The organism is Pandoraea pneumonica (assembly GCF_902459645.1).
Classification (GTDB): domain Bacteria; phylum Pseudomonadota; class Gammaproteobacteria; order Burkholderiales; family Burkholderiaceae; genus Pandoraea; species Pandoraea pneumonica.
In genome coordinates, this window is the sequence record NZ_CABPSK010000002.1 from 432755 (window position 1) to 450321 (window position 17567).

At 65.1% G+C, this 17567-nt stretch carries 15 protein-coding genes; 10 read left to right on the forward strand and 5 right to left on the reverse strand.

The genetic code is table 11. The annotated features are described in order from the left end of the window. The first annotated feature begins 2 nt into the window (after positions 1-2). From PPN31114_RS10970 to PPN31114_RS11000, 7 genes are read left to right on the forward strand one after another with little or no spacing between them, the layout of a single operon-like run. Positions 3-512, forward strand: coding sequence for a chemotaxis protein CheW (locus PPN31114_RS10970; RefSeq protein WP_150679549.1), 510 nt, complete (start codon positions 3-5; stop codon positions 510-512). Next, the gene (locus PPN31114_RS10975) at positions 509-1954 is read left to right on the forward strand and encodes a CheR family methyltransferase (RefSeq protein ID WP_150679550.1); all 1446 of its coding nucleotides are present in this window, start codon (positions 509-511) and stop codon (positions 1952-1954) included. The genes PPN31114_RS10970 and PPN31114_RS10975 overlap by 4 nt, the downstream gene beginning before the upstream one ends. 5 nt (positions 1955-1959) lie before the next feature. Beyond that, positions 1960-2556 carry a chemotaxis protein CheW gene (locus PPN31114_RS10980; RefSeq protein WP_174987934.1) on the forward strand — a complete coding sequence of 199 codons (597 nt, stop codon included), beginning with the start codon at positions 1960-1962 and terminating at the stop codon, positions 2554-2556. Further along, entirely contained in the window at positions 2553-4928 is a 2376-nt protein-coding gene (locus PPN31114_RS10985) for a hybrid sensor histidine kinase/response regulator (RefSeq protein ID WP_150679552.1), read from the forward strand. The genes PPN31114_RS10980 and PPN31114_RS10985 overlap by 4 nt, the downstream gene beginning before the upstream one ends. Continuing rightward, positions 4925-5932, forward strand: coding sequence for a chemotaxis response regulator protein-glutamate methylesterase (cheB, locus tag PPN31114_RS10990; RefSeq protein ID WP_150679553.1), 1008 nt, complete (start codon positions 4925-4927; stop codon positions 5930-5932). The genes PPN31114_RS10985 and cheB overlap by 4 nt, the downstream gene beginning before the upstream one ends. A gap of 13 nt (positions 5933-5945) precedes the next feature. Beyond that, on the forward strand, positions 5946-6992 hold the full coding sequence (locus tag PPN31114_RS10995) for a diguanylate cyclase (protein WP_370865863.1): 1047 nt from the start codon (positions 5946-5948) through the stop codon (positions 6990-6992). 32 nt (positions 6993-7024) lie between these two features. Further along, on the forward strand, positions 7025-7762 hold the full coding sequence (locus PPN31114_RS11000; RefSeq protein WP_150679554.1) for a glutathione S-transferase: 738 nt from the start codon (positions 7025-7027) through the stop codon (positions 7760-7762). A 9-nt stretch (positions 7763-7771) separates the two neighbouring features. Here PPN31114_RS11000 and PPN31114_RS11005 read toward each other — a convergent pair whose 3' ends face one another. From PPN31114_RS11005 to PPN31114_RS11015, 3 genes are all read right to left on the reverse strand, one after another. Continuing rightward, entirely contained in the window at positions 7772-8338 is a 567-nt protein-coding gene (locus PPN31114_RS11005) for a GNAT family N-acetyltransferase (RefSeq protein ID WP_150679555.1), read from the reverse strand. A gap of 161 nt (positions 8339-8499) precedes the next feature. Then, entirely contained in the window at positions 8500-9933 is a 1434-nt protein-coding gene (locus tag PPN31114_RS11010) for a TAXI family TRAP transporter solute-binding subunit (protein ID WP_246182510.1), read from the reverse strand. Between the two features lie 70 nt (positions 9934-10003). Further along, a complete protein-coding gene (locus PPN31114_RS11015) occupies positions 10004-10924 on the reverse strand; it encodes a LysR family transcriptional regulator (protein WP_150679556.1) in 921 nt (306 codons plus the stop codon). A gap of 152 nt (positions 10925-11076) precedes the next feature. On the opposite strand from PPN31114_RS11015, the gene PPN31114_RS11020 reads away from it, so the two are divergent. From PPN31114_RS11020 to PPN31114_RS11030, 3 genes are all read left to right on the forward strand, one after another. Next, on the forward strand, positions 11077-12267 hold the full coding sequence (locus PPN31114_RS11020) for a M20 aminoacylase family protein (protein ID WP_150679557.1): 1191 nt from the start codon (positions 11077-11079) through the stop codon (positions 12265-12267). Next, the gene (locus PPN31114_RS11025; RefSeq protein WP_370865864.1) at positions 12264-13574 is read left to right on the forward strand and encodes an MFS transporter; all 1311 of its coding nucleotides are present in this window, start codon (positions 12264-12266) and stop codon (positions 13572-13574) included. Before PPN31114_RS11020 ends, PPN31114_RS11025 begins: the two co-directional genes overlap by 4 nt. A gap of 522 nt (positions 13575-14096) precedes the next feature. After that, on the forward strand, positions 14097-14723 hold the full coding sequence (locus tag PPN31114_RS11030; protein WP_150679558.1) for a hypothetical protein: 627 nt from the start codon (positions 14097-14099) through the stop codon (positions 14721-14723). Between the two features lie 62 nt (positions 14724-14785). On the opposite strand, the gene PPN31114_RS11035 is transcribed toward PPN31114_RS11030, so the two are convergent. Further along, the gene (locus PPN31114_RS11035; protein WP_150679559.1) at positions 14786-16303 is read right to left on the reverse strand and encodes a M81 family metallopeptidase; all 1518 of its coding nucleotides are present in this window, start codon (positions 16301-16303) and stop codon (positions 14786-14788) included. After that, the gene (locus PPN31114_RS11040; protein WP_150679560.1) at positions 16300-17562 is read right to left on the reverse strand and encodes a Zn-dependent hydrolase; all 1263 of its coding nucleotides are present in this window, start codon (positions 17560-17562) and stop codon (positions 16300-16302) included. The genes PPN31114_RS11035 and PPN31114_RS11040 overlap by 4 nt, the downstream gene beginning before the upstream one ends. Positions 17563-17567: the final 5 nt, after the last annotated feature.

Genomic DNA, 17567 nt, shown 5'->3' on the forward strand with positions numbered 1-17567 from the left:
ACATGCTGTTTCTGCGTTTTGCCATCGCCACCGATCACTACGTCATCGAAGCCAGTCACGTGGCCGAGGTGCTGCCGTGGCTCGCGCTCAAGCGCCTGCCCGCCGCCCCTGCGTGGGTGGCCGGTGCGTTCAGCTATCGCGGTGAGCCGGTGCCTGTCCTCGATCTGACACACCTCGCGACGGGCACCGCTGCGCCCGCGCGCCGCTCGACCCGTCTTGTGCTTGTGCACTACCCCGAGCCGGGCCCGCACGCGCGGCGTCTGGGCGTATTGGTCGAGCGCGCGACCGATACCTTGCGCGCCGACGCGCAAGCCTTTCGCGCGAGTGGTGTCGATCTGCCCGAGGGCCGTTATCTCGGGCCGGTACTCGATACCGAGGACGGTCTGGTGCAATGGGTGCGCGTCGATCAACTGCTCTCCGACGAAGCCCGCGCGCTGTTGTTCGATGCGGCGCGGGATGTTTGCGCGCCGGACGCCGAGGCAGACGGTGAGGTGCCGGAGGCCGCGTCATGAGCCCCGTGCAACAGATCGAGCGCTTGCTGCGCGACACGATGGGACTCGACGCCGGTACGCTCGGCGCGAATGCCATCGAGCGCGCCGTACGGGCGCGGCTAGCCGCGCTCGCGCCCGAGACGAACGACAAGACTGACACCCAGACGTACTGGCAACTGCTTCAGCAATCGCCGCAGGAATTGCAGGCGCTGATCGAAGCGGTAGTCGTTCCCGAAACGTGGTTCTTCCGGCATCGCGAAGCTTTCACGGCCCTCGCGCAGATGGCCACCGAGGAGCGTGCGGCACGGCGCGGCACCGTGCGCGAAGGGCAGGCGCTGCGACTGCTGAGCTTGCCGTGCGCCACGGGGGAAGAGCCGTATTCGATGGCGATGGCGCTATTCGACGCGGGCTTTCAGGTGGGCGACTTCACCATCGATGCGCTCGATATCAGCGAACGGGCCCTCGAAATTGCGCGCGCGGGCGTCTACGGCCGCAACTCGTTTCGCGGTCCGGCCGCGACCCTGCTGTTCCGCGACCGTTACTTCACGCCGGACGGCGACACCTATCGTGTGAACGGTGCCTTGCGCCCGCCGATTCGCTGGCACGCGGGCAACCTGTTTGACGCCACGCTCGTCGATCGGCTGGGCACGTTCGACTTTGTGTTCTTTCGCAACGTCCTGATCTATTTCGACCGCGAAGGACAGCGCCGAGCGATTGCCGCGCTTGAACAGTTGATGCGCATGGGGGCCACGCTGTTTGCCGGGCCTGCCGAAGGTGGGGCGCTGACGTCCAATGGGTTGGCGTCGACCGGCCACGTGCAAGCGTTCTCTTTCCGAGTAGCGGGGCCGGTGCGAGATGTGACGTCGACCCTCGCCGGGGCGTCGCCACTTACGGGCACACTGGCCACCTTCAACGCCCAGTCGCCTGCGGGCATGTTCGATGCCGTGGCGCAGCGGCGTGTGCATGCTGTCCAGGTGACGGCGACGGTCCCGGGGCGGCCGCTGGTGCCCGCCAATCGGCCAGCGCCGCTGATGCCGACGCCACCCGTGCCCAACGCCACGACGACGCAGGGCACGCGCGCCCCGGCACCCACGCCCCGGCCCGAGCCGTCCGACATCACAAAACAATTGAAAGAAGCGCGAGCCTTCGCCGACGCAGGCGATTTCACGCGCGCGATCGCATTGTGCAGAACTGTCCTCGCGACCGATCGTGCCAATGCGCAGGCGGAATATCTGCTCGGCTTGGTGGAAGACGCACGCGGCGATGCACAGCAAGCCCTCGTGCATTACCGTCGCGCGCTTTATCTCGACCCGGGGCATTACGAAGCGCTCGTGCACTGCGCGGCGCAGCTAGAGGCACGCGGCGACGCGGCTGGCGCGCGCCGTCTGCGCGAGCGGGCCGAACGCGCTGAACGGACTGAAAGCACGTCCGACGACCATCGCCATGGGGCCAGACATCGATGACCGACATGACGAACACACCGAAGCGCGATGGCGCGTTGCACCGGCAAGCGGCCGAGTTGCTCGACCGGCTGCCGGTCGTGCCCGCCGACCCGGCACCGTGGCGTGCCGCAACGCAGAGCGAAGCGACCACACGCGGGGCGGCGCTCCTGCTGTTCCGTCTCGCCGACGAATGGCTGGCGCTGCCCGCGTCGGTCATTGAGGAAGTCTCGCCGATGCGAGCGTGGCACACGGTGCCCGGCCATCGCCAGCGTGCGTTGCTCGGGTTGGTGAATCTGCGCGGCGCGCTCGTGCCGTGCGTGTCGCTGGGCGAATTGCTCGGCGTGCAGCCTGCGGCCCCGGTGATGGCGACGCCATCGAATACGTGGCGCACCGGCATGGCACGGCTGCTGGCGATGCGCCATGGTTCGCATCTGAGCGCGTTTCCGGTCACGGAAGTGCACGGCACCGTGACGCCCGCGAGCAGTGCGCTGGGCACGGTGCCCGCGACGGCACTCGGCGCGTCGGACGGTTTTGCTCACGCGGTGCTGCACTGGCGCGAGCGTGTGGTTGGCGTGCTAGACCCGGCACGCGTGGGCGCGGCGTTCGACAGGAGCCTCGCATGAGCGACGAACTCCATAACGCCTCGTTGCTCGACCTGTTCCGCATGGAGACGGAAACGCAGGCGCAGGTGCTCGGTGACGGCCTGCTGGCGCTGGAACGCGCACCCACCGATGCCACGCAACTGGAAGCCTGCATGCGCGCTGCGCACTCGCTCAAGGGCGCGGCGCGAATCGTGGGGGTCGACGCTGGGGTGGCCCTGGCTCACGTGCTGGAAGACGCGTTTGTCGCGGCACAACGCGGCACGCTCAAGCTCGATGGCGCGTATATCGACCGCTTGTTGCAGGGCGTGGATTTGCTCATGCGCATGGCGCACCCGCCGGGTGGCGACATGGGCTGGGCGCAGGGCGCAGGAAAAGCGGAAATCGACGCGTTCGTGAGCGCGCTGACGTCGCAACTCGCCGAGTTGCCGGAGTTGCCAGAGAAGGCGGCGCAAGCTGACGCCGAAGCGTTCGACTATGCGAGCTACGGAATGTCGACCTCCGACGCCGAGCCGTTGCCGCCCGCGCTCGCTTCGTTGAGTTCGCCTATCGAGTCACACAGCCCTGACGAACTCGCCGTGTTGCACGGCACCCACGATGCCGATGAGCGTCACGACCCTGCCGACGGCGACAGTGCCTCCCGTGCGCTGCGTGTTTCCGCCGACACCCTGAACCGCCTGCTGCGGTTGTCGAGTGAAGCGCTCGTCGCGTCGCGCTGGTCGCAGCCGTTCGCGCAATCGTTGCAGCGGCTCAAGCGTCATCAGCATGAGGCGGGCGAAGCGCTCGATCGCATGAGCACGGCCATGACGCACGCCGTCAGCAACGACGAAGACCGTCAGACGCTGCTCAGTGCGCTGGCCGATTTGCGTCGCGCGCTGGGCGTCGGCAGTCAACTGCTTGGCGAACAACTTCACGAACTCGATCAGTTCGATCGCCGTTCGACGCAACTCTCGCAACGGCTTTACGACGAAGCCCTCGCCTGCCGTATGCGCCCGCTCGGCGACCGGCTGGGCGGCTTCGCGCGCATGGTGCGCGACCTCGGCCGCTCGCTGGGCAAACCGGCACAACTCGATATTCGCGGCGCCGACACGCAAGTCGATCGCGACATTCTCGATCAACTCGAAGCGCCGCTCGGCCATCTGCTGCGCAACGCCGTCGACCACGGGCTTGAGAGCCCCGCGCAACGTCTCGCCGCGGGCAAACCGGCGCAAGGCACGATTACGTTGAGCGCACGCCACAGCGCCGGTCTGCTGCTGGTGAGTGTTGCCGACGATGGCGCGGGCATCGATCTTGAACGCGTGCGCAACGCGGTCGTCGCGCGCGGGCTGGTGACGATGGAAACGGCGCAGCGGCTCGACGACAACGAACTGCTCGAATTCCTGATGCTGCCCGGCTTTACGCTGCGCGAGACAGTCACCGACGTCTCGGGGCGCGGGGTGGGGCTCGATGCGGTGCGTGCGATGGTCGCGGCCGTGCGTGGCACGGTGCGCATTGAACACTCACCGGGGCGCGGCACCAAGTTCGTCTTGCAACTGCCGCTCACGCTGTCGGTTGTGCGCAGTCTGCTCGTGGAGATTGGCGGCGAGCCGTATGCCTTGCCGTTGGCGAGCCTGTCGCGCACGCTGGCCCTCGCGCCGGAACACATCGAAATGCTCGAAGGGCGTCCGCATTTCACGCTCGATGGCCGCCAGATCGGCGTGGTGAGCGCGCGTCAGGTGCTGTACGGCAGCGAGCCGGTGGCTGCTCCCGGCGCACAACCGGTGGTGGTGATTGGCGACGGCGAAGCGCGTTATGGGCTGGCCGTCGACAAATTCCTCGGCGAGCGCATGCTCGTGGTGCAGCCGCTCGACGCCCGTCTCGGTAAGCTGCCGAACATTGCGGCCGGTGCGCTGGCGGAAGACGGCACGCCGTTGCTCATCATCGACCCAGCAGACTTGCTGCGCTCGATCGCCAAGGCGGTCGAGACTGGCTCGCTAGAACGCCTGCCGACGCGTGCGGTGCAGGCGGGCGTCGCCGCACGCAAACGCGTGTTGGTGGTCGACGATTCCTTGACCGTGCGCGAACTCGAACGCAAACTGCTGGCCGCGCGCGGCTACGACGTGAGTGTGGCCGTCGACGGCATGGACGGCTGGAATGCGGTGCGCAGCGAGACGTTCGACATGGTGATTACCGATGTCGATATGCCGCGCATGGACGGTATCGAACTCGTCACGCTGATTAAGCGCGACGCGCGCACCGCCGACCTGCCGGTGATGATCGTTTCATATAAAGATCGCGAGGAGGATCGCCAGCGCGGGCTCGATGCCGGCGCGGATTACTATCTCGCGAAAGGCAGTTTCCACGACGACGCGCTCCTGCGTGCGGTGGTGGATCTCATCGGGGAGGCGCAGTCATGAAGATCGGGATCGTGAACGATTCGATCATTGCTGTGGAAGCGCTACGCCGCACGCTCGCGCAGCGTCCGGGGCTCGACGTGGCTTGGGTGGCATACGACGGCGCACAGGCGGTATCGATGTGCTCGCCGGTGCCTCCCGATCTCGTGCTGATGGATCTGGTGATGCCGGTCATGGACGGGGTGGCCGCGACGCGCGAAATCATGCGCCGCACGCCGTGCCCGATTCTGATCGTGACCTCCGACGTGGGCCATCACGCCAGTCTGGTCTTCGACGCGATGGGTGCGGGGGCGGTCGATGCGGTCGACACGCCGGTGTTAGGCGGCTCGGAGCTCGCCCGCCCGGCATCCTCGCTGCTCGCCAAGATCGACGCGGTCGCGGCGCAACAGGCCGACGCGGTCGTGCCCGTGCCGCCCGTGGTGCCGCAGGCGACGCCGCGCACCGATGCGCTCATCGCCATCGGCGCTTCGGCAGGTGGACCGGCGGCGCTCGCAACTTTGCTGGGCCGCTTGCCTGCGAATTTCGCGGCGGGCGTGATCGTCGTGCAGCACGTCGACGATGCGTTTGCGCCGGGCATGGCGGCATGGCTCGATCAGCAGACGCCGCTCACGGTGCGGCTCGCGCAGGCGGGCGATCGCCCGGTGGCGGGTGAAGTGTTGCTCGCGGGCGGTAACCGGCATCTGCGGTTGGACGCGAGCGGACGATGCTCGTATTCCGACGAGCCGAAGAGCGCGGTGTACCGGCCTTCGATCGATGTATTTCTGCAAAGCGTGGCCGAATGCTGGCGCGCCCGCGCCGTGGGCGTGCTGCTGACCGGCATGGGACGCGACGGCGCGGCCGGGCTGGGCGCCATGCGCACGCGCGGGTTCATCACCATTGCGCAGGACCGTGCAACGAGTGCGGTGTATGGCATGCCCAAAGCGGCGGCGGAGGCTGGCGCGGCATCCGAAATCTTGCCGCTTACGACAATCGCGCCGCAATTGATTACGCTGTTTGGCACCGTTTGACAGGACGCACACCATGACGACAACCCCACGCCAACCCACGCCGCCGGCCGCTTTGCCGACCGGCACCGAGAGCAGCCTCAACGATTCGTCGGCCATGGTGTTGCTCGTCGACGATCAGGCGATGGTCGGCGAAGCGATCCGGCGGGCGCTGGCGGGCGAGGCGAACATCGACTTCCACTACTGCTCGAATCCCGAAGAAGCGTTGCGCGTGGCCGAACAGACCCGCCCAACGGTAATTCTTCAGGACTTGGTGATGCCGGGCACCGACGGCCTGTCGCTCGTGCGGCAGTACCGCGCAAGCCCGCTCACCCGCGACATCCCGATCATCGTGCTCTCGACGAAGGAAGAGTCGACGATCAAGCGTGAAGCTTTCGCGGCGGGCGCGAACGACTATCTGGTGAAGCTGCCCGACACCATCGAACTGGTTGCCCGCCTGCGTTATCACTCGCGCTCGTACATGAACCTGCTGCAACGCGACGAGGCGTATCGTGCGCTGCGCGAGAGTCAGCAGCAGTTGCTCGAGACGAATCTGGAATTGCAGCGGCTCACGCATTCCGATGGCCTGACGGGGCTCGCGAATCGCCGCTATTTCGACGAGTACTTCGGCGCGGAATGGCGTCGTGCGTTGCGCGAGCAGCGCGAACTGGCGCTGTTGATGATCGACGTCGACAACTTCAAGATCTATAACGACACGTACGGCCATATTGCTGGCGACGACGTGCTGCGCCGTGTGGCGCAGACGCTGGCCGATGCGGCGACGCGCCCCGCCGATTTGGCGGCGCGTTTCGGTGGCGAAGAGTTCGTGATGGTGTTGCCGAATACGTCGTCGGCTGGTGCGGCGATCATTGCCGAGAAGGTGCGTGCGCAGATCGATGCGATGGCGATCCCGCATGTCGGGTCGGCAAACGGGCGCAACGTGACGATCAGTCTGGGCGGTGCGGCGCTGGTGCCGCGCACGCACATGGCGTCGACTTCGCTCATCGAGTCGGCGGATTTGGCGCTGTATCGCGCCAAGCAACAGGGCAAGAATCGCGTGGAGATGCAGCCGGGCGTCTCATGATGCGTTAGCCCGAATCGGCGTGAGGAGGTGGCATGACCTTCGAGCTGTTCTATTGGCCGGGTTTGCAGGGGCGCGGCGAGTTTGTGCGGCTGGCTTTTGAGGCGACCGGCACGCCGTTCGTGGAAATCGTGCAGGGCGATGCGCCCGGGCAGGGCATGGACGGCATGCTGCACACGATGGACGATGCCGCATGCGCCGATCCGCCGTTTGCGCCGCCGTTCTTGCGTGTGGGCGATGAGTTGATCGGCCAGACGGCCAATATCCTCGCGTATCTCGGGCCGGTGCTAGGCCTCGTCGGCGAGTCGCCCCGCACGCGGCGGTTCGTGAATCAGTTGCAACTCACCCTGGCCGATCTCGTCGCGGAAGTGCACGACGGCCATCACCCCATCGCCAGTCGGCTGTACTACAGCAATCAGCGCACCGAGGCGCGCAAGCGCACCGCCGACCTGATCGACTACCGGTTACCCAAGTTCTTCGATTATTTCGAACGCGTGCTGGCCAACAATCCGCATCGCAGCGGATGGCTCAGCGAACAGGCGATGTCGTACGCCGATCTCTCGTTGTTTCAAGTGATTGCCGGGCTGAACTACGCGTTCCCGCGCGCCATGGCGGGTTTTGCGAAGGTGTATCCGCGCTGTCAGACGGTGCACGACGGGGTGGCGCGGCAGCCGCGTATCGCGGCGTATCTCAAGTCGCCGCGCCGCGTCGCGTTCAATACGACGGGCATCTTCCGGTATTACAAGGAATTGGATCGCGAGTCGCCGTTCTGACGTTGGGGATTAGTCGGGCAACGTCGCGTCGCCTGCGCCCAGCGGGCGTTGCATGAGGACGGTGTCGACCCAGCGGCCGAACTTGAAGCCGACGGACGTGAGCACGCCCGCTTGCACGAAGCCGCACGATGCATGAAGGCCAATCGACGCCGCGTTACCGCTGTCGCCCACATTGGCAATCAGTTGCCGCCACGGGCCGCCTTCGCAGCGCGCGATGAGCGCGAGCAGGAGCGCGCGGCCAACGCCTTGCCCAATGGCGTCGGGCGCTAGATACACCGAGTCTTCGAGTGTGAAGCGATACGCCGAGCGCGGGCGGTAGTGCGTGGCGTACGCGTAGCCGAGCACGTTGCCGTCGCGCTCCGCCACCAGATACGGCAACCCCGCATCGATCACCTTCGCGCAACGCGCGCGCATCTCCGCCTGACCCGGGGGCACCTCTTCGAACGACGCCGAGCCGTGCAGCACGTGGTGGGTATAGATCGCCGTGATGGCAGGCAGGTCGTCGTCGCGCACGGGGCGAACGACACAAGCGGCGGCGCCCGATTTAGCGGGCGTAGGCACGGGAGCGGACGGCATAGCGAGAAACATACGAACGATCGGTGACAAAAGCGCGGGCATTCAGGGCGGGCAGGTAGGAAAGCCATACCCGCCCGAGACATTGCCGCAGTGTGCGCCGCCCCTGTCCATAAGAAAAGCTTGTGATGGTTATGACGTGCATAAGCATCACTTTGAGATCGCTAAGCGTGCCCGGTGGGGGCCGCATCTGTGGAATCGGCGGGCTTAGCCGTGTCGCTGCCCGGTGCGGCGTCGCGCGCGGGTTCAGCGTTCATGGCGTCGAGCCGCTGGCGCACGAACCCGATGTGCTCGCGCAGCACGTAGAACTGATCGGCATAGGCGAGTGGAATCTTCAGCCGGTTCACGGCGGCTTCGATGGCGTCGAGCCGGTGACGCAGGCTCTTGTACTCGACGTGCGCATCGTCGGCCAGTGCCTCGCGCTCCAGCGCAATGAGGCCGCCGTACCAGCGATACAACCTCGATTTCACGCGCCAACTGTAGAGCGACGGCACCAGCCGGAACGCCGGAATCAGCACCACGATAATCGGCACGAGCAGCACGACGATGCGGTCGGCGAGGCTCGCTATCCAGAACGGCAGATGCCGGTACAGAAAGCCCTTACCTGACTTGTAGTAACGCGCGGCATCGTCGGAGAGCGGAAACTCATGCACTTGCGACGATGGGAATTCGTCGGCACGTTGCAGCACGCTCGCTTTGCCGTGCACTTCGCGTGCGGCTTCGATAAGCAGATCGGAGAGTGCCGGGTGCAGGCTGTCGCGCGCCACGAGTTCGACGGTCGGGCTGATGACGTGCACCGGTTGCGCGGGCAAATTCTTGCCGAGATCGAACACGCCGCGTGGCAGCGTCAACTGGTTCAAATACGTGAAGCGGCGCGTGTACGCGTCGGCTTGCGCGAAGTCCATCAGCCGCACACCAGGCGTGCGAATCAGCTTGCCCATGGTCGGGCCGGTGGCCGTATCGCCCGAGAGCATGGCCGCATCGACGCGGCCATCGATCAGGGCTTGTGCGGCCTCTTGCCCGTCGTACGACGTTAGGTCGGTGGGGCCGCCCGGCTCGATGCCGTTGGCTTTGAGCAGTGCGAGGGCGAGGGCGCGCGCGCCGCTGCCTTCGCGGCCGATGGCGATGCGCTTGCCGGTGAAGTCGGAGAGTTTGCTAACGCGCGGGCCGCGATAAAACACGGAAATCGGCGCGTAGAACACGCTGCCGAGCGAGACGAGGCCGTCGGTATCGAGTCCGCCCGAGACGCCGCCTTGCACGAGACCCAGATCGACGTTCTGCTTGCCATCTGCCAGACGCTCCACGTTCTGACGCGAGCCTTCCGAGGCCAGCACGTTGAGCGTGATGTCGTTGCGGGCAAGGATTGTCTTGTAACGCTGCGCGGCATTCCAGAAGGAACTGCCTTCGGGGCCGGCGCTGATGGTGATGGTGCGCGGCGGTGCGGGCTGGACGAGCCAGACGGCCAGCCAGATCGCGGCAATCGCAACCAGCACGACCGGGCCGAAGGAGACGGCGAGGTCGCGCCATGAAATCGCCACGAAGCGCGCACGCAGTCGTTTGTGGGCCGGGCCCGGTTGTTGGTTCTCGTCGGTCGTCATCGGCAGGCAGGGATATCCAACATTCGGCCGATGATACGCCATCTGCGGATAGGGACTGCCGCGCTTCCCATTAGCGCTGGGCCAGACTTTGGGCGAGTTGCTTCCAGAGGTGATCGGCCGCCGGTGACAGTCGTCGGCCGACGCGGGTCATCATCTGGCTGGAGAAACCGGCGGCAATCGGGTGATCGATGGGCACGGCGACCAGTTCACCGAGTTCGATACCGCGCCGCGCCGTGATCGACGACATAAACGCCACGCCGAGCCCGGCGGCCGCCAGCGTCTGCGCCGTATTGAACAGATCGACGCGATAGGCGGGAATGACGTTGAGCCGTACCGAGTCGAGCACCGAGTGCACGAAGTGCTGCACGCCGAAGGTCTCGGTCATGAAGATCAACCGCTCGTTGGCCAATTCCAGCGGCGGCACGCTGGTCATCTGCGCGAAGCGATGTGAGGGCGCGACGACGGCGCATAGCGGCTTCGGAGCGAACGGATGGATGCGCATGGCTGGGTCGTCCGCCGAGCGGGCGCACAGGCCGATATCGACCACGTCGTCGCGCACGAGCGAGAGCACGACGGGGGTGGGGCCGGAGCGGATCTCGACGAGGATGTCGGGATACGTCATCGAAAAGCGCTGCAACGCGCGCGCAATCAGATTGCCGATGAAGCCCTCGCCAACGCCGATGGCGACGCGTCCCCGTTTTAAGTGGCGATACTCCTCCAGCCGGGCCGACAGATCGCGTTGGCGGCGCTGACCATCGCGGTAGAAGTCGATCAGCACCTGACCGATCTCGGTCACGCTCACGTTGCGCCCGCGCCGCTCGATCAGTGGGAAGCGCAGCCGCCGCTCCAGCGCCGCGATCTGACGGCTCACGACCGACGGGTTCACGCCGAGCGATTCGGCGGCCATTCGCACGCCGCCCGTGGCGGCAATTTCGGTCAGATATTTGAGTGGCCGCTCGCCAATCTCGTCCATCCACGATTCGGTCGTCATCTGGGTCTCACTGTCTCGTTCGAGCGATTTCATCGCGCCGATTGTTGCTCTGAGAGCAACATTTTGGACTGGTTTGCGTCATGGGTGCGAATTTTCGTCGGTGCAATACTCCGGGACTTCGCGGTATTCAAAAAAATTGAGAGGAGCCCCCGATGAGCGAGATTCGCTATTGCGAGGTGAGCGATCTGGCCGACGCGCGCGAGCAGCTGGCCGATATCCGCCACCACATCCACCAACACCCCGAGCTGTCCTACGAGGAAGTCGACACGTCGCGTTACGTGGCGGAAAAACTCGAGAGCTGGGGGTATCAGGTCACGCGTAACGTGGGCGGCCACGGCGTAGTGGCATCGCTCACCGCGGGCACCAGCGGTCGTACCGTGGGCGTGCGCGCCGACATGGATGCGCTGCCGATTCACGAACAGACCGGCCTCGCTTACGCCAGCGTGCACGACGGCAAGATGCACGCATGCGGCCACGACGGCCACACGACGGTGTTGCTGGGGGCGGCCCAACATCTCGCCAAGACGCGCAATTTCGACGGCACCGTGCATCTGATTTTCCAACCGGCCGAAGAGGCGGGTTCGAACAGCGGTGCCGAGCAGATGATTGCCGACGGGCTCTTCGAGCGTTTTCCGTGTCAGGCGATTTTCGGTCTGCACAATCACCCGGGCGTTGCCACGGGCACGTTCGGCTTTCGCGCCGGTCCGCTCATGGCCGCTTGCGACACCGTGAAGGTGACGATTCATGGCCGTGGCGGTCACGCGGCGCGTCCGCATCTGGCGATCGACCCGGTGATGATCGGCAGCAGCCTCGTGATGGCGCTGCAAACCGTGGTGGCACGCAATATCGATCCGACCGAAGCCGCTGTGGTGACGGTCGGCACGTTCCACGCAGGCTTTGCCCCGAATGTGATTCCCGAATCGGCCACGATGGAGATGAGCGTTCGCTCGTTCTCGGCGGTCGTGCGTGCGAAGCTCGAAGAGCGCATTCGCGCGCTGGTGACGACGCACGTTGAAGGTTACGGCGGCACGGCCGAGATCGACTACATCCGCGGCTATCCGGTGCTCGTGAACAGCGAAGCCGAAACCGAATTCGCACGCGGCGTGGCGGAAGAACTGGTGGGCAACGAGCACATCATTTCGCCGTTCCCGCCGATCGCCGGTAGCGAAGACTTTGCGTACTACCTGCAAAAGGTGCCGGGCTGCTTCATCCGTCTGGGCAATGGCGAAGGCAAGCCGATGCTGCACAACGCCAAATACGATTTCAACGACGACAATTTGACCATCGGGGCCGCCTTCTGGACGCGTCTGGTCGAACGTTTCCTTGCGAAGGACCGAGCATGAGCATTGCAACGCAATCGTTTCCGGCGAATGAGGCCGGTGCTGCGCAAATGACCCCGGCGCAACAGCGCAAGGTCGTGTTTGCGGCCGTCATCGGCAACCTGCTGGAGTTCTTCGACTTCACGGTCTACAGCTACTTCGCCCTGACCATCGGCAAGCAGTTCTTCCCGTCGGACGATCCGATCACGTCGTCGCTGCTGGCGTTTGCCGTGTTCGCCGTGGGCTTCGTGATGCGTCCGCTCGGCGGCATCGTGCTCGGTCGCTATGCCGACCGCGCTGGCCGTAAGCCTGCGCTTACGCTCACCATCGGTTTGATGGCGATAGGCTCGGCGGCGATCGGTTTGGCGCCGACGTATGCGCAGATCGGGATCGCTGCGCCGTTGCTGATTGTCGGCGCGCGCTTGTTGCAGGGCTTCGCGCAAGGCGGCGAGTTCGGCGCGGCGACGGCGACGCTGCTGGAAGTGGGCGGCGCAAAGAGCCGAGGCTTTCGCGCCAGTTGGCAGTTGGCGAGCCAGGGCGCTGCGGCGTTGCTCGGCTCGGGCTTGGCGGCCACGCTCGGCTTCCTGCTCTCGGACGACACGATGCACAGCTGGGGCTGGCGCATTCCGTTCCTGCTCGGCACGTTGATCGCACCGGTCGGTATCTATCTGCGCCGTCATATTCAGGAAGAACCGCCGAAGCCCAAAGTGGTCGCCGGTCGTCAGGACCCGAAGCGCGGCTTGTACATCCGTAACTGGTTCCTCACGATCTTCTCGATCATGGGCATGTCGGTGTCGACGTACGTGATGATGTATTACATGCCGACGTTCTGTATCCAGTACCTCGGGTTGCCGCCGAAGATGTCGATGCTCGCAGGCGTTGCCGCCAGCACAATCTCGCTGGTGATGTGCCCGATCTACGGCGCATGGTCGGACAAGATGGGCCGTCGCAAACCGCTGACGATCATCGGCCGTGTGTTGCTGATCGTGCTGCTGTACCCGGCGTTCTGGATCATGACGCACTTCCCGTCGCTGCCGGTGGTGCTCGCGGCGCTCGTCGTGCTGATGTTCTGCTACACGATGGGCTCGGCCCCGGCCTATGCGCTGATGCCGGAGAACTTCCCGAAGCATCTGCGCGCAGGGTATATGTCGAGCGCGTACGCGATTGCCGTGTCGCTGTTCGGCGGTACCGCGCAGCTTGTCGCGGGCTGGCTGATTCGTGTGAGCGGTAACAAGATGGCACCGGCTTGGTACATGATCGGCTGCGTGCTGATCTCGCTGATCGCCGTATCGATGTTCGAAGAGACGGGTAATAAGGTGCTCGACGAGTAATCGTTCGACGCACGGGCGGTATCGCTTCAGAAGGGCAACGACGGGAGACTGTCGTTGCCTTTTTTGTTTTTTCGACTCGTCGTTTGTCGCAGGTGAGATTGATGCACTGGGAATATACGGCAGGCGTGCGCAGGGGCATAGACCGTCGACGATTTTCGATAGTGGAACGCAGGGCACTAAGAGACGCTCCCGGCTCCGTGCGCCGAATGGGTCGGCGCACCACTCTCAGGAGCATGATTGATGCCGGCTATTCCCTCGACTTCGCTGACCCCCGCGGCGTTTTCCCCACTTTCTGCGTCGCTCGCGCCGCATGTGCCGGTGGCGTCCGCTGCGCCTCTCGTACGCGCCGGTCTGGCTGACGCAGTATCGCTTGCCGGCGATTTACAAACGGCGGCTACGTTGCAGGGGGGGGCACCGGCGTCATGGCGTTGCAGTGGCGTCGATAACGCGTCCACCACCGCAACCCGCGCCGCTTCACGCGTACCCCGTAGTGTCTACGAACACCCGCTCGTCCAGAGAACGATGACCAATCTGTTCTATGAAATGGAGGCGGCGAACGAGCGCGGCGACGCACCGCTGTCGAACCCGGTCTTACTCGACCGGTTGCTCGCCATGGCGCCGGAAGACGGCATCAAACCTGCTTCCATTCCTCGATTGTTCGACTACCGTCTGCCGTCGATGCTGCTTACCGAGCAAGGCTTCGAACCGGGCACGATGAAGGCGCTGTATTACAACCTCGGCAAATTGCGGTCGTTGCCCTATCGGGAAGCGACAACGCAACAGTATGTGGAGGAAGGCAAAGCGTGGCTGGGCGATCTGATCGCGCGGCGCCACGAATTCCTCGTCTCCGAACTGTCGCATCAAGCGCAGATGGCGGTGATGCTCCACGCCCAGGCCAACAACGCGCCGGGGCTGGACAACTGGGCCGATTCGAATGGATACGATCCGCACGTAGCGGCTGTGAATGCCGTAGCCGCCGACTACGCCCATCATCTCGAAGGTACGCCGACGGTCGTCGAAGCGGCAATCGCAGCGCACCGCGTCGCTGGGGGCTTCAACCCCATCGAGGAAGCGCTTACGCAACTGATGAACGTCGCGGACACGCTGCCGTCGTTGGAGGATGAGGGACTGGATGACATCGTGCGGTAATCGGTTTCACTGCTGATCCGAGCGCTCCTTAGGCGCCATCCGCGTGCGCGTGCGTTAGCCGCTCAAACGTCGAAACCTGTCTCTCGATCCAGCGGATACACCGGACGATTTACGCGCGAGAACGGGAATAGGGCGTAGTTCGAACTCGTCACGCCATTGCTGTCGCATTCCACCAACCCTGCCGAGATCGGCACGAACACCGGGCGGCAGTACATGCGTGATTTGAGCAGCAAGAAGCGCTCGCCGCGCGGATCGAGCCCCACGCACGTGAAGACGCCGTGATCCCACGGCTCGTGCGTGCGCTCCGTCACCACGATGCGCGCCGTGCCGATGTCGAACAGCACCGTGCGGCCCATATAACAACGCTGTCCCGTATAGGTCGGCCCAGTGACGACATATTCGCCGTCGCTGATCCTGCGCACGATCCCCGTGAGGACCGGCGGCGTTTTGGTGATGCCCAACTGCGGCATCGCCCGCTTATTGCCGACAGCAAGCGTCACTTCCGCCCCTTCGCCAGCCGCAATGAGCAACGCGACTGCCTCTGGGTCACATATCGGCCCGACGCCGATGCCGGTGAGTCCACCCGCCAGTGCCGCCTCAAGCACATCCATCGTGTCGCACGTTCCGCCCGACATGCAGTTGTCGCTGTGGTCGAGCAATAGCACCGGTTTGTCCGCGCCCTGCGCCAAGCGCTTCGCTTCGGCAATCGAGTCGTCCAGCGGCGCGCTGTTGTAGACGAAACCGTCGCGCTCGTCCCATGCCTGCTTCGCAATACGATCAGCGACCGCTTGCGCACGCGCAACGCCGTCATCGCCTTCATCTGCCGTGACCACGATGCTGATACACGGTGCCGGAATGTCGGCCAGCGAGAAACCCGAGAACACCGACACCGCCGGAATGCCTTCCTCGGCTTCCGCGCGGCGTGCGGCGTCCAGTGCGCGCTTCATCGCGCCGCCGTGGCTCGTGCTGCGCAGCGAATGCACCATTAACGGCGGCTGTTGCCACACCACACGCGGGCGGCGCTTACCGGCCAGCATGTCGAACAACAGACGCCCCGCGTGCTCGCCCGTTTCATACATGTCGACGTGTGGATAGGTCTTGAAACCGACCACGATATCGGCATTCGCCGCGATCTTCTGCGTGACGTTAGCGTGCAGATCCAGCGCCACGGCAATCGGTGTGCCGGGGGCCGCAGCGCGAACGCGTTCGAGCAGATCGCCCTCACCGTCGTTGCTGTTCTCGGCCACCATCGCGCCATGCAGGTCGAGCAAGATGGCATCGACGCCCGCTCCACCCGTTCCACCCGTCACGGCCGCCACGATGCGACGGCACAGTTCGTCATACGCCGCGGCTGCAACCGGGCCGCTCGGGTTAGCGCTGGCGGACACCGGCGTGACCATCTCTGCGCCTGCCGCTTCGGCCAGATCGATGAACGCGGACATCGCCGTGCGCATGCCCTTGTTATCGCGATACGCCTCGCTGTCGTAAGTCGGCCCGTGATTGCCGAACGCTTCCAGCGGCGTGGGCACTGGCGAGAACGTATTCGTCTCGTGATTCATGCGGGCGATCATCACTTTCATGCGGCACCTCCTGCGCGTTGCAGCATGGCCTGAAGTAGCACATTGCAGCCTGCCTCCAGATGCACGGGGTCCGCGTCTTCAATCTCGTTATGGCTGATGCCGTCCTTGCACGGCACGAAGATCATGGCCGTCGGCGCAACGCGTGCGAGATACACGGCGTCGTGACCCGCGCCGCTGATCGCATCCATCGACGACAGACCGAGCGCTTGCGCGCCGCTACGGATGGCCTCGACCAACTCGGGCGCAAACGGTTGCGGCGGGAAGTACACCACCTGCTCAATCGCGACATCGATGTCGTGAGTCGCGAGTGCCGCGCATTCGGCGCGCAGCTTTGCGTCGAGCGCATCGAGCGTGGCGTCGTCGGCCGCACGCAGATCGACGGAAAGCTTCACGCGTCCGGGAATGACGTTGCGCGAGTTCGGGTAGTTGTCGACCCAGCCCACGGTACCGCGCGCGTGCGGTGCATGCTCGCAGGCGATGCGATTGACGGCCTGAATCAGTCGCGCAGCCGTGAGCAGGGCGTCGCGGCGCAGCTCCATCGGCGTGGGGCCTGCGTGCGCTTCCATGCCCGTGACGATCACGTCGTACCAGCGCTGTCCAAGCGCGCCTTGCACGACGCCGATCGTCTTGCCATTCGCCTCCAGCACCGGCCCTTGCTCGATGTGCGCTTCGAAATACGCGCCGACGGCACCCGGCTGACCCACGGCCGATTCCGGTCCGGCGTAGCCAATCGCGGCAAGCGCCTCGGCCACGCTCACGCCATCGTGATCTTTTTGCACCAGCGCGTGATCGAGCGTGAATGCCCCCGCGTAGACGCCGGAGCCCATCATCACCGGCACGAAGCGCGAGCCTTCTTCGTTGGTCCAGACGGCGACTTCGAGCGGCGCTTCGGTATCGATGCCGTGGTCGTTGAGGGTACGCAGCACCTCCAGCCCAGCGAGCACCCCGTAGTTGCCGTCGAATTTGCCGCCGGTGGGTTGCGTGTCGATATGGCTGCCCGTCATCACCGGGGGCAGCGAAGGGTTGCGCCCGGCGCGACGCGCAAAGATGTTGCCGATGGCATCGACGCGCACCGTGCAGCCGATTTCGGTGGCCCACTTCACGAACAGATCGCGCCCTTGCCGGTCGAGGTCTGTCAGCGCGAGACGGCACACGCCGCCCTTGGCGGTCGCACCGATGTTGGCGAGTTGCATGAGGCTGTCCCACAGGCGCGCGCCGTCGACGCGCACTGCGGCAGCCTTTGGATCGAGACGTTCCATGATTC

Coding starts and splice junctions, on each gene's coding strand:
- PPN31114_RS10970 (WP_150679549.1), top strand. CDS start 3: ATGCTGTTTCTGCGTTTTGCCATCGCCACCGATCACTACGTCATCGAA.
- PPN31114_RS10975 (WP_150679550.1), top strand. CDS start 509: ATGAGCCCCGTGCAACAGATCGAGCGCTTGCTGCGCGACACGATGGGA.
- PPN31114_RS10980 (WP_174987934.1), top strand. CDS start 1,960: ATGACGAACACACCGAAGCGCGATGGCGCGTTGCACCGGCAAGCGGCC.
- PPN31114_RS10985 (WP_150679552.1), top strand. CDS start 2,553: ATGAGCGACGAACTCCATAACGCCTCGTTGCTCGACCTGTTCCGCATG.
- cheB (WP_150679553.1), top strand. CDS start 4,925: ATGAAGATCGGGATCGTGAACGATTCGATCATTGCTGTGGAAGCGCTA.
- PPN31114_RS10995 (WP_370865863.1), top strand. CDS start 5,946: ATGACGACAACCCCACGCCAACCCACGCCGCCGGCCGCTTTGCCGACC.
- PPN31114_RS11000 (WP_150679554.1), top strand. CDS start 7,025: ATGACCTTCGAGCTGTTCTATTGGCCGGGTTTGCAGGGGCGCGGCGAG.
- PPN31114_RS11005 (WP_150679555.1), bottom strand. CDS start 8,338: ATGCCGTCCGCTCCCGTGCCTACGCCCGCTAAATCGGGCGCCGCCGCT.
- PPN31114_RS11010 (WP_246182510.1), bottom strand. CDS start 9,933: ATGACGACCGACGAGAACCAACAACCGGGCCCGGCCCACAAACGACTG.
- PPN31114_RS11015 (WP_150679556.1), bottom strand. CDS start 10,924: ATGACGACCGAATCGTGGATGGACGAGATTGGCGAGCGGCCACTCAAA.
- PPN31114_RS11020 (WP_150679557.1), top strand. CDS start 11,077: ATGAGCGAGATTCGCTATTGCGAGGTGAGCGATCTGGCCGACGCGCGC.
- PPN31114_RS11025 (WP_370865864.1), top strand. CDS start 12,264: ATGAGCATTGCAACGCAATCGTTTCCGGCGAATGAGGCCGGTGCTGCG.
- PPN31114_RS11030 (WP_150679558.1), top strand. CDS start 14,097: ATGACCAATCTGTTCTATGAAATGGAGGCGGCGAACGAGCGCGGCGAC.
- PPN31114_RS11035 (WP_150679559.1), bottom strand. CDS start 16,303: ATGAAAGTGATGATCGCCCGCATGAATCACGAGACGAATACGTTCTCG.
- PPN31114_RS11040 (WP_150679560.1), bottom strand. CDS start 17,562: ATGGAACGTCTCGATCCAAAGGCTGCCGCAGTGCGCGTCGACGGCGCG.